This is a genomic window from Vibrio sp. 99K-1 (genome assembly GCF_013114585.1).
GTDB classification, from domain to species: domain Bacteria; phylum Pseudomonadota; class Gammaproteobacteria; order Enterobacterales; family Vibrionaceae; genus Vibrio; species Vibrio chagasii_B.
Genome location: NZ_VTXF01000015.1, coordinates 55,245 through 69,790 on the forward strand (window position 1 = coordinate 55,245; position 14,546 = coordinate 69,790).

General features: G+C 44.7%; 13 protein-coding genes. 3 read left to right on the forward strand and 10 right to left on the reverse strand.

The window, feature by feature from the left end:
• Positions 1 to 34 precede the first annotated feature (34 nt).
• The 4 genes from F0228_RS13235 to lrp form a co-directional block, all read right to left on the reverse strand.
• Positions 35 to 1,384 carry a replication-associated recombination protein A gene (locus tag F0228_RS13235; RefSeq protein ID WP_061031777.1) on the reverse strand — a complete coding sequence of 450 codons (1,350 nt, stop codon included), beginning with the start codon at positions 1,382 to 1,384 and terminating at the stop codon, positions 35 to 37.
• A gap of 70 nt (positions 1,385 to 1,454) precedes the next feature.
• On the reverse strand, positions 1,455 to 2,051 hold the full coding sequence (lolA, locus tag F0228_RS13240; RefSeq protein WP_004741992.1) for an outer membrane lipoprotein chaperone LolA: 597 nt from the start codon (positions 2,049 to 2,051) through the stop codon (positions 1,455 to 1,457).
• An 83-nt stretch (positions 2,052 to 2,134) separates the two neighbouring features.
• Positions 2,135 to 5,302 (reverse strand): DNA translocase FtsK 4TM domain-containing protein, encoded by a 3,168-nt coding sequence (locus tag F0228_RS13245; protein ID WP_171730149.1) that lies wholly within the window; start codon positions 5,300 to 5,302, stop codon positions 2,135 to 2,137.
• 163 nt (positions 5,303 to 5,465) lie between these two features.
• Entirely contained in the window at positions 5,466 to 5,960 is a 495-nt protein-coding gene (lrp, locus tag F0228_RS13250; RefSeq protein ID WP_004734558.1) for a leucine-responsive transcriptional regulator Lrp, read from the reverse strand.
• Between the two features lie 156 nt (positions 5,961 to 6,116).
• Here lrp and ald point away from each other — a divergent pair, with 156 nt between their 5' ends.
• Positions 6,117 to 7,241 carry an alanine dehydrogenase gene (ald, locus tag F0228_RS13255; protein ID WP_008224299.1) on the forward strand — a complete coding sequence of 375 codons (1,125 nt, stop codon included), beginning with the start codon at positions 6,117 to 6,119 and terminating at the stop codon, positions 7,239 to 7,241.
• A 161-nt stretch (positions 7,242 to 7,402) separates the two neighbouring features.
• On the opposite strand, the gene F0228_RS13260 is transcribed toward ald, so the two are convergent.
• Entirely contained in the window at positions 7,403 to 8,605 is a 1,203-nt protein-coding gene (locus F0228_RS13260) for a methyltransferase (protein WP_116870284.1), read from the reverse strand.
• A 149-nt stretch (positions 8,606 to 8,754) separates the two neighbouring features.
• Positions 8,755 to 9,729 (reverse strand): HTH-type transcriptional regulator CysB, encoded by a 975-nt coding sequence (cysB, locus tag F0228_RS13265; protein WP_004741986.1) that lies wholly within the window; start codon positions 9,727 to 9,729, stop codon positions 8,755 to 8,757.
• 320 nt (positions 9,730 to 10,049) lie between these two features.
• Here cysB and F0228_RS13270 point away from each other — a divergent pair, with 320 nt between their 5' ends.
• The gene (locus F0228_RS13270) at positions 10,050 to 10,817 is read left to right on the forward strand and encodes a hypothetical protein (RefSeq protein WP_008224295.1); all 768 of its coding nucleotides are present in this window, start codon (positions 10,050 to 10,052) and stop codon (positions 10,815 to 10,817) included.
• A 101-nt stretch (positions 10,818 to 10,918) separates the two neighbouring features.
• Positions 10,919 to 11,713 carry a tRNA isopentenyl-2-thiomethyl-A-37 hydroxylase MiaE gene (gene miaE, locus F0228_RS13275; protein ID WP_275245645.1) on the forward strand — a complete coding sequence of 265 codons (795 nt, stop codon included), beginning with the start codon at positions 10,919 to 10,921 and terminating at the stop codon, positions 11,711 to 11,713.
• Positions 11,714 to 11,803: 90 nt separating this feature from the next.
• Here miaE and pyrF read toward each other — a convergent pair whose 3' ends face one another.
• The 4 genes from pyrF to ihfB all read right to left on the reverse strand — a co-directional run bounded on the left by pyrF (position 11,804) and on the right by ihfB (position 14,500).
• Positions 11,804 to 12,499 carry an orotidine-5'-phosphate decarboxylase gene (gene pyrF / locus F0228_RS13280; protein WP_061031782.1) on the reverse strand — a complete coding sequence of 232 codons (696 nt, stop codon included), beginning with the start codon at positions 12,497 to 12,499 and terminating at the stop codon, positions 11,804 to 11,806.
• Between the two features lie 126 nt (positions 12,500 to 12,625).
• Entirely contained in the window at positions 12,626 to 13,801 is a 1,176-nt protein-coding gene (gene lapB, locus F0228_RS13285; RefSeq protein ID WP_102425557.1) for a lipopolysaccharide assembly protein LapB, read from the reverse strand.
• 12 nt (positions 13,802 to 13,813) lie between these two features.
• The gene (locus F0228_RS13290) at positions 13,814 to 14,086 is read right to left on the reverse strand and encodes a lipopolysaccharide assembly protein LapA domain-containing protein (RefSeq protein WP_004741981.1); all 273 of its coding nucleotides are present in this window, start codon (positions 14,084 to 14,086) and stop codon (positions 13,814 to 13,816) included.
• A gap of 129 nt (positions 14,087 to 14,215) precedes the next feature.
• Positions 14,216 to 14,500, reverse strand: coding sequence for an integration host factor subunit beta (gene ihfB / locus F0228_RS13295; RefSeq protein ID WP_004741980.1), 285 nt, complete (start codon positions 14,498 to 14,500; stop codon positions 14,216 to 14,218).
• Between the last annotated feature and the right edge of the window lie 46 nt (positions 14,501 to 14,546).

Below are 14,546 nucleotides of genomic sequence, written 5' to 3' on the forward strand. Positions count from 1 at the left end.
AATTTTATGACTAGGTAAAGATATCCAAAAAAGACTACTTTTCATAGCGTTTTTGTGGGCTTTTTGCGTCCAAATCCGCCAGATAATCTAGCTTCTCGCCAATTTTGGTCTCTAAGCCTCGTTTTGTTGGGAAATAGTATTGTTTCTCGCCCATTTCAGGAGGCAGATACTTTTCACCCGCCGCGTAGGCACCTGGTTCGTCGTGAGCATAACGGTATTCTTGTCCATAGCCCATGTCCTTCATCAAAGTTGTCGGTGCATTTCGTAAATGATGAGGCACTTCATACTCAGGAAGATTATGAGCATCGGTTAAGGCTTGCTTCCAAGCTGTATAAACCGCATTACTCTTTGGTGCACACGCTAAATAGACAACCGCCTGTGCGATCGCGCGTTCACCTTCTGCAGGGCCAATGCGTGTAAAGCAATCCCAAGCAGACATAGCAACCTGCATAGCACGAGGGTCCGCGTTACCAATATCTTCAGAAGCTATCGCCAATAAGCGCCTAACGATATAAAGCGGGTCACAGCCTGCTGCAATCATTCGAGCCGACCAGTACAAAGCGGCATCAGGTTTTGAACCACGAATCGATTTATGAACAGCTGATATTAGGTCGTACCAAATATCACCCTTGTTATCAAAGCGAGCCACTTTCTCACCCGCCACTTCAGCAAGCAGTTGTAAGGTGATCGCTTTCTCGCCTTTGTCGTTGTCTTCTGCCATGTCGTACAGCAGCTCAAGGTAGTTGAGCGACATACGTGCATCACCGTTCACTAACTCAGCTAAGCGATCCAAAACATTATCAGCAAAGTGTGCAGGTACATCACCAAGGCCACGCTGCTTATCTTCAATCGCTTGACGTATTACCGTCGCAATATCATCGGTATTGAGAGATGTCAGCTTGTACACTCGCGCACGAGATAACAGAGCGTTGTTTAACTCAAAGGAAGGGTTTTCTGTGGTTGCACCAATGAAGGTAACCGTGCCGTCCTCTATATGAGGCAGAAAAGCATCTTGCTGGCTTTTATTAAAGCGATGGACCTCATCCACAAACAAGATGGTTCTGCGCCCTGCTTGCTTGTTTTCACGCGCTTTTTCAATAGCGATGCGAATGTCTTTCACACCCGATGTCACGGCGGACACACGCTCCACTTCTGCATTGGCATAATTGGCGGCCACTTCTGCGAGCGTGGTTTTACCAGTACCAGGAGGCCCCCACAAAATCATCGAGTGGATATGCCCCGCTTCCAGAGCTCTACGAAGAGGTTTACCTGGACCTAATATGTGCTGCTGACCAATATACTGCTCTACAGTTTCTGGTCTCATACGAGCAGCAAGGGGACGAAAATCTTCGTCCCCTGCAAAATCTAAGCTGTAATTACTCAATTGCAATCTCTTGATTCGTTGATGGCATTAATGCCTATCGACGTACTACCAAACGATCGACTTGATTCGATCAGTTTCTTTGGTCGTCGACCTCGACACCTTCCGGTGCCACAAAAGTAAAGCGGTCTGCCGCTGGTTTACCCAAATTCACATTACTGAAAGTAAACTCGCCTTTTTGACCGTCTTGTTCAATCACATTAAAGCCCTGAACAATGCCTTTTTCATTGATATTAATCTGGAAGTCACCCTGATTAGAGTCAACTGCCGTTGGTGTTAGTGTAAATTGGTTACCCGATTGCGCTACATTGTAGTTATCCCAATCGCTCTCTTGGTTGCGTGTCAGCAGTACAAAAGGCGTTTGCGATGTCGCTTGTTCTTGCCAGTAAATACTGACTTGCTCAATGAACGGGCTGTAATACCACAAACTCTGACCATCAGAGACTAATAGGTTCTCATCCGGGAACGTGGTTTCCCAGCGGAATAAGCTTGGGCGCGCAATTTCAACCGTGCCTTCACCTTCCATTACAACATCGCCGTCAGGGCTTGTTACCACTTGTTTAAAGTCAGCGCTAAACCCTGCGTTCAATGCCAAGCGGCTACTCAACTCTTCTTTCGGAGAAGCAAACACTGAGAAGCTCATAAATAAAAGTGCGAATACTTTTTTCATTAATAATCCTGTTCCAAGGTAAATCGGTCATAAAGCTATGACCGATTATTAAGGGTTGAGTTCCTATCTACACAATTAAGCGATTACTCTTTCGGTGGCGCTGGTGCTAAGACTTCTCGGTTACCGTTATGGCCTGGAGCACTTACAATGCCTTGCGCCTCAAGCTGTTCCACAATTCGTGCCGCTCGGTTGTAACCGATCTTGAATCGGCGCTGTACGCCAGAAACTGAACCACGGCGTGAATGAACAACATGCTCGACTACTTGATCAAACAGAGGATCAACCTCTTCATCACCTTCCATTTTCTCACCCGGAAGCAAGGTTTCTGGTGTTTGCTCGCCATTAGTGATTTCATCAATGTAATTTGGCTTGCCGCGTGCTTTCCAGTTGTTTACCACCGCGTGTACATCATCATCTGACGCAAACGCACCGTGAACACGGATCGTATGGCTAGAACCTGGCGGTAAATAAAGCATATCACCCATACCAAGCAGCGATTCTGCGCCACCTTGGTCAAGAATGGTTCGAGAGTCGGTCTTAGTTGATACCGTAAAGGCAACACGTGTCGGAATGTTGGCTTTAATCAGGCCTGTAATAACGTCAACTGATGGACGCTGAGTTGCAAGAATCAAGTGAACACCAGCTGCACGCGCTTTTTGTGCCAAGCGTGCAATCAGTTCTTCAACCTTCTTACCTACCACCATGATTAAGTCGGCAAATTCATCGACGATAACCACAATGTATGGCAGCTTCTCTAGCAATGGCGCTTCTTGGTCCATGCTATCGCCCGGTTTCCACAATGGATCGTGGATTGGGTGACCTGCATCGGCAGCCATCTTAAGCTTGTCGTTGTAGCCTTTGATATTACGAACACCGAGTGCTGACATCAGCTTGTAACGACGTTCCATTTCGCCAACACACCAACGAAGTGCATTCGACGCATCTTTCATGTCGGTAACGACTTCAGATAGTAGATGAGGAATGCCCTCATATACTGAAAGCTCTAGCATTTTCGGGTCGATCATAATGAAACGAACGTCCTCAGGCGATGCTTTATACAGCATACTCAAGATCATTACGTTCACACCAACCGACTTACCAGAACCCGTAGTACCCGCAACGAGAACGTGTGGCATCTTAGCTAGGTCAGCAATCACAGCTTCACCTGCAATATCTTGTCCTAACACCACCGTTGTTGGTGATTTCGCTTCTTGGAACTGCTCGCTGCCCACTACGTCTGAGAAGAATACGGTTTGACGGCTCATGTTTGGCAACTCCAAACCAACATAAGGTTTGCCCGGAATTACTTCAACAACACGTACCGCCAACGCAGACAATGAGCGAGCCAAGTCCATAGATAGGCCAGAAATACGGCTTACTTTCACACCAGGTGCCAAATCCAACTCAAATCGAGTGATAACTGGACCAGGGAAAATATCAACAACGTCCGCTTTAATCTTGTAGTCCGCTAGCTTGGATTCAACCAGACGAGCGATCGCTTCTAGTGCATCACGGTCGATAAATGTTTCACGTTTCTCAGGGTGGAACAAAAGCTCAAGTGTCGGTAGTGGCTCCGCCGGTTTCGGCAAATTAACTTCCTGCTGAACCAAGAATGGGTTTTGTGCAGCTGCCATATTCGCTTGAGCTTCAGAAACAATATTCTGGAAGGCCGCAACGTCTTTATCCTGATTCAGGTCTTCATCTTCCGAAACCTCTTCCCAAGGCAGATCAATCGCAGGCTCTTCATCCACAACGGCAGGTTGTGCAGCTTGCTCTTGCTGATATGAGAATGGTTCGGGTTGTTCTTCGATATCACTCTCTACTGTTTCAGAATCAAACTCAGAAGGCTGCTCGTAGCCTTGCTCTTCAGGCGCATCAAATGGTGCACTGTGCGCTGAGAAATCATCTTGAGTATCTGCATCTAGCTCGCCCATAGGTGAGGCATACAAAGATTCAGGCTGAACGTCATCAGCATCAAACTCTGTAGACTCGTGAGCTTCACTATCAACCTCTGGTTGTGCATATTGAGCATCAAGAGCTGTTTCTGTAGTCGCATCCACAATAGGTTCAGTAGGACGAACTGGCTCCTGTTCTTGCTGCATGTATTGCTGATAAGCAGCTTGAGATTCATGTGCATCTGTCTGATCTTGCTCAGCAAGATCATCTTCATACATTGCAGCACTTTCTAGCTGCTCTATCGTCGCATTCAACTGCTTAGAACGCTCAATGCCCTCTTCCAATGGCTCTTGTGGCGCTTGATAAACCGGAGCGACAGCAATTGGCTGCTCTGGTTGAGGAGCAACAGGCGGTTGAGTCACTCGAGAAACTGGATCTTGAGAAGCAGGCGCTTGCTGCTTAACCGGCGCTTCTGTTGGCATATGAATATTGTAATGACGCTTCTCTGCAACACCCTTAGATGTGTTTGTTGCAATACCAGAAGGCTCATTGGTCGCTGAGAAGCTCATTGCAGGATCGAGAGCTTCTTCTTGCTCAGCATATTGCTCTTTCACTTCGTCATCGCGGTATGTTGGCTGTTGACGTAGCTCTTGCTGTGGATCTCGGTCTGCTGACTCTTTCAGTTCTGGCTCAAGCAATTCTTGGTCTTGACCACGAGCTTTGTTAACCGTTGAAGTAAAGAGTTTGATTGCGCCTTCACCCAACCATTCAACAATTCTTAACCAAGAAATACCAGTGAGAAGCGTAAAACCTGCCCCCCAAAGGAAAAGAAGCACAAGCGTACTGCCCAAAATATTCAACGTTGGAAGTGCAAGGCTCGTTAACACGTCACCAACCACACCACCTGACGAGAAGTACCAAATATCATCAAAGTTAATGTCTGCCAAACCACAGCTGGTCAGAATGAGCACCGTCAAACCAAGTAAACGGGTACCCCACAACATAAAGTCGATCTGCTCATCTTCATTACGCTTGCGGAATAAGACCCATGCGGCAACGGTCACTAAGATCGGCAGTGGATAAGCCAGAGAGCCAAACACAAAGAAAAGCGTATCTGCTAGCCATGCTCCTAGATAGCCACCCGCGTTTTGAATGTCACCACCCCACGCCGTTTGCGACCATGATGGATCGGCTGGGCTAAAGGTTAATAACGCAACGGCAAGTAGAATAGAGAAAAGAACACCCAGTATCAGGCTGCACTCTTTAAGGCGTTGAGAACCATTTAAACGAGAAGACTGGGGCTCTTCACTCGTTTTAATGATTGTTTCTACTTTATTACTGCTCTGCTTGAACATAAACCAACTTAATAATTAAACGAGATAAAAACATAGCGAGCGGCACAGGCCGCCCGTTTCAATGAAACTACTGTTGATTTAACCATATCAAACCAAAAAACCCAATTCCAGAAAGCAAGAAAGCGGAACAAATGTCCGCTTTCTTTCATTTCACCAATTATGACTAACGAGTTTTAATCACAAGTTGGTTGGTTTGTTTCACTTCTTCCATTACCACGTAAGTTCGAGTGTCGTTTACGCCCGGTAGACGCAGTAACGTATCACCCAGTAGCTTACGGTAAGCACCCATATCAGATACACGTGTTTTTAGAAGATAGTCAAAGTCACCCGACACTAAATGACACTCTTGGATGTCATCCAGTTTCTGCACAGCGGTGTTGAATTGTTCGAACACATCTGGCGCACCACGGTTCAACGTAATTTCAACAAACACCAAAAGTGAAGCATCAAGGTACTGTGGGTTCAGCAGCGCTGTGTACCCAGTAATGTAACCTTGACGTTCTAAACGACGAACACGCTCAAGACACGGAGTCGGAGAAAGTCCTACTCGTTTTGAGAGTTCAACGTTCGAGATACGACCGTCTTTTTGCAACTCATTAAGAATGTTGCGGTCAATACGATCTAGTTCCTTGGACGGCTTCTTATAATTGTCTGCCATTTTTTATTCCACCTTATTACTTCCTTGCAAAAAAATATACTACAACTTTTTAATATTCAGTATCAAATTTTATCTGAACATATCTATACTAGATATTAATTCGACAGAATTACCCTACACATAGATAAAACAACCAAAATAAAATGAGGAGTCAGGATGATCATTGGCGTACCTAAGGAAATCAAAAACCACGAATACCGCGTTGGTATGACCCCAGCTAGCGTGAGAGAACTAATCTCACACGGCCACCAAGTTTTTGTTGAAACCAATGCCGGTACTGGTATCGGTTTTTCAGACGATGATTACATCGCTGTAGGCGCATCCATTCTTCCTACTGCTGCTGACGTTTTCGCGAAAGCAGAGATGATTGTAAAGGTTAAAGAACCTCAAGCTGTCGAGCGAGCTATGCTTCGCGAAGGGCAAATATTATTTACTTATTTACACCTTGCACCAGATTTTCCACAAACTGAAGAGCTTATCAAGAGCAAAGCTGTCTGCGTAGCCTATGAGACTGTAACAGATAATATGGGTCGCTTGCCACTATTAGCACCAATGTCTGAAGTAGCTGGTCGCATGTCTATTCAAGCAGGTGCACAAACATTAGAGAAATCTAACGGTGGTTGTGGTCTTCTTCTAGGCGGCGTTCCTGGTGTTGAACCAGCGAAAGTTGTTGTTGTTGGCGGCGGTGTTGTAGGTGCTAACGCAGCACGTATGGCTGTTGGCCTTCGCGCTGATGTAACGATTCTTGACCGTAACGTGGACACGCTTCGTCGCCTTGATGAAGAGTTCCAAGGTCGCGCAAAAGTGGTTTATTCTACTGAAGACGCTATCGAGAAGCATGTTCTAGAAGCAGACCTAGTGATTGGTGCAGTACTGATCCCTGGTGCAGCAGCACCTAAACTGGTTACAAAAGAGCACATCGCTAAGATGAAACCAGGTTCAGCGGTTGTTGACGTTGCTATCGACCAAGGCGGTTGTTTCGAAACTTCGCACGCGACGACACACGCAGATCCAACTTACATCGTTGACGACGTAGTTCACTACTGTGTTGCAAACATGCCTGGTGCTGTTGCTCGCACTTCAACTTACGCACTAAACAATGCAACACTTCCTTACATTGTTAAGCTAGCGAACAAAGGTTACCGCGAAGCACTTCTATCAGACAAAGGCTTCCTAGAAGGTCTTAACGTGATTCACGGTAAAGTAACTTGTAAAGAAGTTGCAGAGAGCTTTGACCTAGAATACGTAGATCCAGCTGAAGCTATCGCGATGTTCAACTAATGATGTAATGAGTCACTGAGCGTCAAATTTTCTCGTTGAGGTGCTCAGTTGAATCATACGCATGAAAAAAGCCAGTCCGATTATGTCGAACTGGCTTTTTTGTCTCTGTAACACTAACGTTCGAAAGCTGTAAGGAGCATGCTTTCTACTAGACTCATCGTCTATCGGTCGTTCTTAACACCATGAATCAACAGGTTTCTGGGTGTGATACTACGTCCACAAAACTCTTCGATGCTCGCCTCATAGCCTTGCTCTTGTAGGTAAATCGCTTTATCTAAAGCTAGCCATATCTCCAATGGTCGTCTGAAAACTTGTTGAACCAAACTCAGCTTCTCCATTTCCCAGAAAAGTTTCTCGCCTTGAGCAAAATAGGATTCAAAATCGATATCCGAACCAAGTGTTATCTCTTTCACTTCAGAAGCCCACTGACAAAACGATTCAAACCCTTCAGATAATTCTGACTTTTTGATGCTCGGTACTGGGATGTATTCATCAATCCCCATTTCAGTCTTAAGTAACCGGCTGAAGCCTAGGCGATAACTCATCTCCAATTGACGATGACGTTTAACCCTCTCGCCACCGGTGACGGTTTCTTGCAGTGGGATTCGTAAATCACTCTTGCTCAATGTTAAAGCAGAGGCTTTTGCCACTGATGACATTGTCTGGTAGTTGTCGTCTCGAATAAGGTGGTAACAACAAGGGGATATAGTCACCGCAGGAAGCCCATGCGATACGGACTTTTTAACTAACTCAACATGTAGATCGCCACAAGCATGCAGTGCTACCGCATGTTGATTTGGATTAAATACCTCATCTGCCCTTTCAGAAAACGCATCACCTTGCACAAAGGTCATTTCTAGACGTTGTGCATCCGCAATTTTTTGGCCACTTTCACACAATGATTGTTGCCATTCAAAACTGGTCACCTTTTGGCTCGATTGCTGAGACAAAATTCGTCCTAGGAATCCTTTACCAGAACACCACTCCAACCACTCTTCACCGTGATGATGTTCAAGCGCGGCCTCCCCCATAGATACGATTTGCTGTAGCTTTCTTCCTGGGATACCGTCTTCAGTTCCTCTAGGAAGCTGCAAGCCTTTGAGATTTGTATTCGTAAATTGAGTGCTTTGGTGAGCGTCCGCAAGCTGAGGCATAAAATAGCTGAGTTCAGTAAGCAGCAGATCAGGCAGTTCTTTCAGCGTCTGAATATTTTCAATCGTTAAGCTATTTAACCAGTCCACAAGGGGTGGGTTAACTTCTTTCCATGGCTGCTGTTGTGTTTGGCATAGGTGAAAAGGCTCAGAGCGCCAATAAACTTGGTGCTCAAGCAAAAATGAGTCGAGTGTTTTAAATCGTGAATGCATGCTTCCCCCTATGGTGCGTGGATTGTAGGGGTAACCGGCTTAAATGAAAAGGTTCGAGGTAAAGGGAACAAAGGTGAACGCTAAACGCCAAAAAGGAAACCGGCCTGTAGATACAGGCCGAAGTAAGAATCTAGCTTTGTATGTTATGATTAACGAACAGGCAGTTCGATATCTTTAAACATCTCTTCAATCTCTTCATTCGATTTCAAAGAGATAGCTTGCTCTACCACTGGGCGAGTTAAGTGAGGTGCAAAACGTTCCATGAAATCAAACATGTAAGAACGCAGGAACGTACCTTTTCTAAAGCCAATGCTGGTTGTGCTCGCACCAAATAGATGGCTCGCATCAATAGCAACCAAGTCGGTATCTTGTTCATGGTCAATCGCCATACTCGCAATCACACCAACACCGATGCCCATACGAACGTAAGTTTTGATTACATCGGCATCCGTAGCAGTAAACACAACACGTGGTGTTAGGCCCACTTTGTTAAATGCGGTATCCAGCTCAGATCGACCAGTAAAGCCAAAGACGTAAGTCACCAGAGAATAAGCAGCCAGATCTTCGATGGTGATATTTTGCTTTTGAGCCAGCGGGTGATCTTTTGTTACCACGATAGAACGGTTCCAGTGGTAACAAGGCAGCATTATCGCATCTTGGTAAAGGTGAAGTGCTTCTGTCGCAATCGCGAAGTTTGCTGTGCCCTTAGCTACTGCCTCAGACATTTGGCTCGGTGTACCTTGGTGCATGTGAAGCGACACTTTAGGGTAACGCGCGGTAAAGCCTTTGATGACATCTGGCAATGCGTAACGAGCTTGCGTGTGAGTCGTTGAAATATTCAATGTACCCATCTCAGGGTGAGTATGTTCGCCAGCGACCGCTTTAATGCTTTCAACACGAGCAAGGATCTCTTGAGAGATACGAATAATGTCTTCACCAGCTTGAGTAACTTGAGTCAAATGCTTGCCGCTTCGCTCAAAGATCTGAATACCCAATTCATCTTCAAGCAGTCTAACCTGTTTACTGATGCCTGGCTGAGATGTGTATAAACTCTCTGCTGTTGCAGAAACATTTAGGTTATGGTTTACAACCTCAACAATGTACTTCAGTTGCTGTAACTTCATATCTAACCTCGTAATCCTTTACTCATTTCTGTGCTAACTTATTTGCAAAGAGAGCATTCTAGTCTCGTGTAATATAATTATTAGTTATAACGCTTCAAGCGCTAAAAAGACAGAAAAATTGAGTTTTTCTCGATGAACAAATAAAAATGCCACGATGGCTTTGCAAGCTAGCCCTCATTCCCATAAATTAGTTGATAGTTTTGATTGCTGATTACGCTCAACAAGAGATAATCAGAAATTGCATTTTACGAGTGCCGATACACAATGGAATCGTGTATCCTCTCTAGTTAGCTCAAGAAAACATAAGCAGACATAAATATATGAATAACCCTGGTTTAATTATTGCCTTAGTTGCGATTCTTTTGGTGTTGGTATTAGGTTACAACATCATGCTTCAGTACAAAGTTAAGGTAGAAACAGCGAAGAAACAGGAAGCTTCTCGTTATTTGACCATTATTGATGGAACCGAAGAGCTTATTGGCAACGCGCACCACATGCCGTTTAGCCAAGATCTTCTTGTATGCTTAAATAATCGAATTCTTGATGCATTAGAAAACATGTATCAGCTCGACCCCAAAAATAAGCAACTTGCCCAGCGCATTGAAAGCGTAAAACAGCAAATCACCCAGCTTAAAGAGAACTACCAAGGTGGCGAAAGCACGGCCTTTAGAGTTCCAAGCAGCGATAAACAAGCAATCATGATGCTCAAACTGGTTAAGCGCCTACGCGATACGGTACGTAACGAACACAATAAAGGCCGTTTTGAAACCCAAGCTTATGTGGTAGAAAACGCACGTTTAGAGACTATTCAGATTCGAATCAACATTGAGAACGTGATTAAACGTGCTAACGATTCAATTTCACGCGGCCAACCAGGTACCGCTATTCAATTGCTTCGTAAAGGTATTGATGCACTGGCAACCAAGAATGACGCATACTCAATGAGAGCAAAAGAAAAGCTTCAACAGATGCTGAACGAGCTTGACCAAAAACGCCAAGACAAAAACGCGCAAGATTTACAGCAAATGGAATCTAAAGAACGCGATGACGATATGGATGCCCTATTCGGTCAGAAAAAGAAGTGGTAACCACTTAATCAAGTCATCGAGAAGGCCACCTCAGTTCGCTAAAGTGGCCTTTTTTGTCACTAATGAATTTCCTTCCTCCGTATAGGGAGATCTCATTAGCTGTGATAAAATCCCGCATTATCAACAAACCTGCTCCGACCATGTATCAAGAATTACTCGCTCCAATCCACTCTTTTCTTAAAGCTGAAACGCCAGATTCATGGATCGATGAAGCCAAAAAGCCAGAAAACCTCCACATCATTTTGCGCGACCACATGTTGTGTGAACTCAAGGCTGCTCAAAGTGCTTTATTCCTTATCCGTAAATACGCGGTAGATAAAGAAAGTGCCAAGCAATTAAACGAATGGATCTTGCCATACGAGCAATTTGCTTACCGTCGCATTGGTGATTTAGAGTCACTTCGTGGCAAGAGCAACGTTTCAAAACAGATCACAGCAAAAGAAGGCTGTAATTACGGCGCTGACCTTATCGATAAGATGGTGCTGTTGATTAAAGAGGAACTCCACCACTTCTATCAAGTAATGGAATTAATGGAGAAGAAAGGCGTGACTTACCAACCGATCGAAGCCGGTCGTTACGCGAAAGGATTGATCAAACAAGTAAAGACATACGAGCCTGATGCTCTGGTCGACAAACTGATCATCGGCGCCTTTATTGAAGCACGCTCTTGTGAACGTTTTGCGAAACTGGCCCCTTTCTTAGAAGAAGACATGGAGAAGTTTTACGTATCCCTACTTCGTTCAGAAGCTCGTCACTACCAAGATTACCTCGAATTAGCAGAGCAAATCGCAGGTAAAGATATCTCGGAACGTATCGCCCACTTCGCTCAAGTAGAAGCAGATCTGATCACCTCAGACGACAGCGACTTTAAATTCCATAGTGGCGCACCAGTATAATCCCGCTAAGAAAGCACGCTCCAATCCAAACAAAGAAGGCCAGCTAACTGCTGGCCTTCTTATTTGTTTCACGCTAGCTATAAGAGAAAGTTAAGCTAGTGTGCCGTTGATTTCAGCAAGCACAGCTGCAGGGTCTACAGCCTGAGTAATTGGACGACCAATAACCAAGTAGTCAGAACCAGATTCAATCGCTTTAGAAGGCGTCATGATACGCTTTTGGTCACCAACATCGGCACCTACAGGACGAATACCCGGAGTCACCAGTTTGAACTCTTGGCCAAGCGCACCTTTCAATAAAGAAGCTTCTTGCGCTGAACACACCACACCATCAAGACCAGAGTTTTTTGTAAGAGAAGCTAAACGCATCACTTGTTGCTGTGGTTCTAGATCCAACCCGATACCCGCTAGATCCGATTGCTCCATGCTCGTCAGTACTGTTACGCCAATCAGCAATGGACGATCTTTACCATAAGGCTCCAATATTTCGCGAGAAGCCGTCATCATGCGCTCACCGCCACTTGCGTGTACGTTTACCATCCATACGCCTAGTTCAGCGGCTGCACGAACGGCTTTTGAACATGTGTTCGGGATATCGTGGAACTTAAGGTCCAAGAATACTGAAAAACCACGCTTGTGTAATTCACGAACAAACTCAGGACCAAATAGGGTGAACATCTCTTTACCCACCTTAAGGCGGCAAGATGCTGGGTCAATACGGTCAACAAAGGCTAACGCATCCGCTTGGTTGTCATAATCCAAAGCTACAATGATTTTTTGGTCGTTCATTTCATCTCCTAACGCAGTTAACTTTCTTAAAAAATATCTATCTACCCTTGCAGGCGATATATAACAGTCATAAAAATGCAGCCCGAAAGCTGCAATTAATAATTTGGTCTTGTAATGACCACAAATCTATTCACCATCCAACCCACGAATAGGCTTGATCGTTCCCCACCCCTTACATGAAGGGCAGTGCCAATACATTGAATGTGTTGAGAATCCACACTGACGGCAACGGTAATGAGGCTTAACCTTAAGCTGTTCACCAACCATAGATTGAAGCGTGGTTAAGCTTTCTTTTGCTCGGCCTTCTTCAGCTTCTGCTAGGTGATAATCGATCAGTCGATAAAAACCTTTCATGGTTGGGTTTTTAACAAGTTGCTTGGTCAGGAGCTCTTGCGCAGAGCCAACATCTTCATGGTGAGCAACCAGCTGAGCCAGCATCAATTCTGCAGACACACCAGCCTTCTTCTGGATACATGCTTTAAGGAACTCAACCAACTGTGCTTCGTGCCCGAGCTTGTGATAACACTCAGCAAGAGTTGGTAACACTTCACTGATAAAATCGATATCTTGCTCAAGAACACCCTCAAGGCAGTCGATCGTCTTCTGGTAATCTTCGTTCGCTAAGTGGAATTTACCCAAAGCGATACTGGCACGCACACATTTAGGGTCTTCAGATAACGCTTTCTTAAAATGCGCTAATGCTTTTGAACGATTACCATCAGCTTGTTCTTGCATAGCGAGCTCACACCAAAAATGCGCGACCGTAGCACGCATCTTCATCTTCTTCTTGCCAAGCTTTACTAGAATATTGCCGTAATGAATCGCCTTGTTCCATTCTCGAGTCTGCTGATAAATTGCAACTAACTGCTGCAGAGCACCCTCTTTGTGGTCAGGTTCATCAACCAGCTGTTCAAAGATTTTTTCAGCGCGATCAAGAAAGCCAGAGACCATATAGTCTTTCGCTAGTTGTTGCAGTGCGAGGTTTTTCTGATCGAGAGTCAGCCCAGAACGGGAGATAAGATTTTGGTGAATGCGAATAGCGCGGTCGACTTCGCCTCTTGAGCGGAATAGGTTACCCAAGGCCAAGTGAGTATCGATGGTTTCATTGTCTACTTGAAGCAGCTCAATGAAGTGATCAACCGCTTTGTCAGATTGGTCTGACAGTAATAGGTTCAAACCCGTCACGTATTGACGGGAGATCTGGTGTGATTGCTTTTGTTTTTCTTGCTGAGCATTACGATTACCCATATACCAACCATAAGCGGCTGCAATCGGCAAAAGTAAGAACAGTAACTCTAACATCAAATATAGCCTTTAAGCTTTAGTATCAGCAGCTACCTGCTTTGATTGCTTATTGAGTTGCTTCTTCAAGCGATGAATTTTCAGCTGAGATCGCATATGCATGTTACCAAAGACTAACCAAGCAAGAGCAAAGCCTGAAATGAAGACAATACCTAATAGGCTTGAAAGGTGGAAATCACCTTGTGCTAGCAGGTAATTAAAATTCACGATAGTTTGGTTTTGAGAGCCTAAAGCCAGTGCAATTAGGAAAAGTGCGATAACGGCGACTATTTTTATAATTTTCATAGTTCATCACTCATTGGTTGGTTAGCTGTACGATTATGCAGGAAAATTACTAATCAGACCACCATATTATGGTCATAAAAAAGCGGCATACATTATAGTATGCCGCTTTTCATAATTCCGATAAGTAGACTACATTCCTGTATTTACTCGTTCACGTAGCTCTTTACCTGGTTTGAAGTGAGGAACGTATTTACCTTCTAACTCTACCTTGTCACCAGTCTTTGGGTTACGTCCAACACGAGGCTCACGATAATGCAGAGAAAAGCTGCCAAAACCGCGAATTTCGATTCGATCACCACTTTCTAGTGTTGAAGCCATATGCTCTAAAATGTCTTTTACAGCGTCTTCAATTTCTTTTGCAGAAAGATGCGTTTGCTCAGCGCACAGTCTTTCAATCAATTCAGACTTAGTCATAGTTACCCTCGTTGGTTTTCTTTTTAGAAATTATAGACCTATCGGA

What these genes read in the sequence shown, in the direction of transcription:
- lapB (WP_102425557.1), bottom strand. Translation starts at nt 13,801, where the DNA reads ATGTTAGAGTTACTGTTCTTACTTTTGCCGATTGCAGCCGCTTATGGT.
- cysB (WP_004741986.1), bottom strand. Translation starts at nt 9,729, where the DNA reads ATGAAGTTACAGCAACTGAAGTACATTGTTGAGGTTGTAAACCATAAC.
- F0228_RS13270 (WP_008224295.1), top strand. Translation starts at nt 10,050, where the DNA reads ATGAATAACCCTGGTTTAATTATTGCCTTAGTTGCGATTCTTTTGGTG.
- ald (WP_008224299.1), top strand. Translation starts at nt 6,117, where the DNA reads ATGATCATTGGCGTACCTAAGGAAATCAAAAACCACGAATACCGCGTT.
- pyrF (WP_061031782.1), bottom strand. Translation starts at nt 12,499, where the DNA reads ATGAACGACCAAAAAATCATTGTAGCTTTGGATTATGACAACCAAGCG.
- F0228_RS13290 (WP_004741981.1), bottom strand. Translation starts at nt 14,086, where the DNA reads ATGAAAATTATAAAAATAGTCGCCGTTATCGCACTTTTCCTAATTGCA.
- lolA (WP_004741992.1), bottom strand. Translation starts at nt 2,051, where the DNA reads ATGAAAAAAGTATTCGCACTTTTATTTATGAGCTTCTCAGTGTTTGCT.
- F0228_RS13245 (WP_171730149.1), bottom strand. Translation starts at nt 5,302, where the DNA reads ATGTTCAAGCAGAGCAGTAATAAAGTAGAAACAATCATTAAAACGAGT.
- lrp (WP_004734558.1), bottom strand. Translation starts at nt 5,960, where the DNA reads ATGGCAGACAATTATAAGAAGCCGTCCAAGGAACTAGATCGTATTGAC.
- F0228_RS13260 (WP_116870284.1), bottom strand. Translation starts at nt 8,605, where the DNA reads ATGCATTCACGATTTAAAACACTCGACTCATTTTTGCTTGAGCACCAA.
- ihfB (WP_004741980.1), bottom strand. Translation starts at nt 14,500, where the DNA reads ATGACTAAGTCTGAATTGATTGAAAGACTGTGCGCTGAGCAAACGCAT.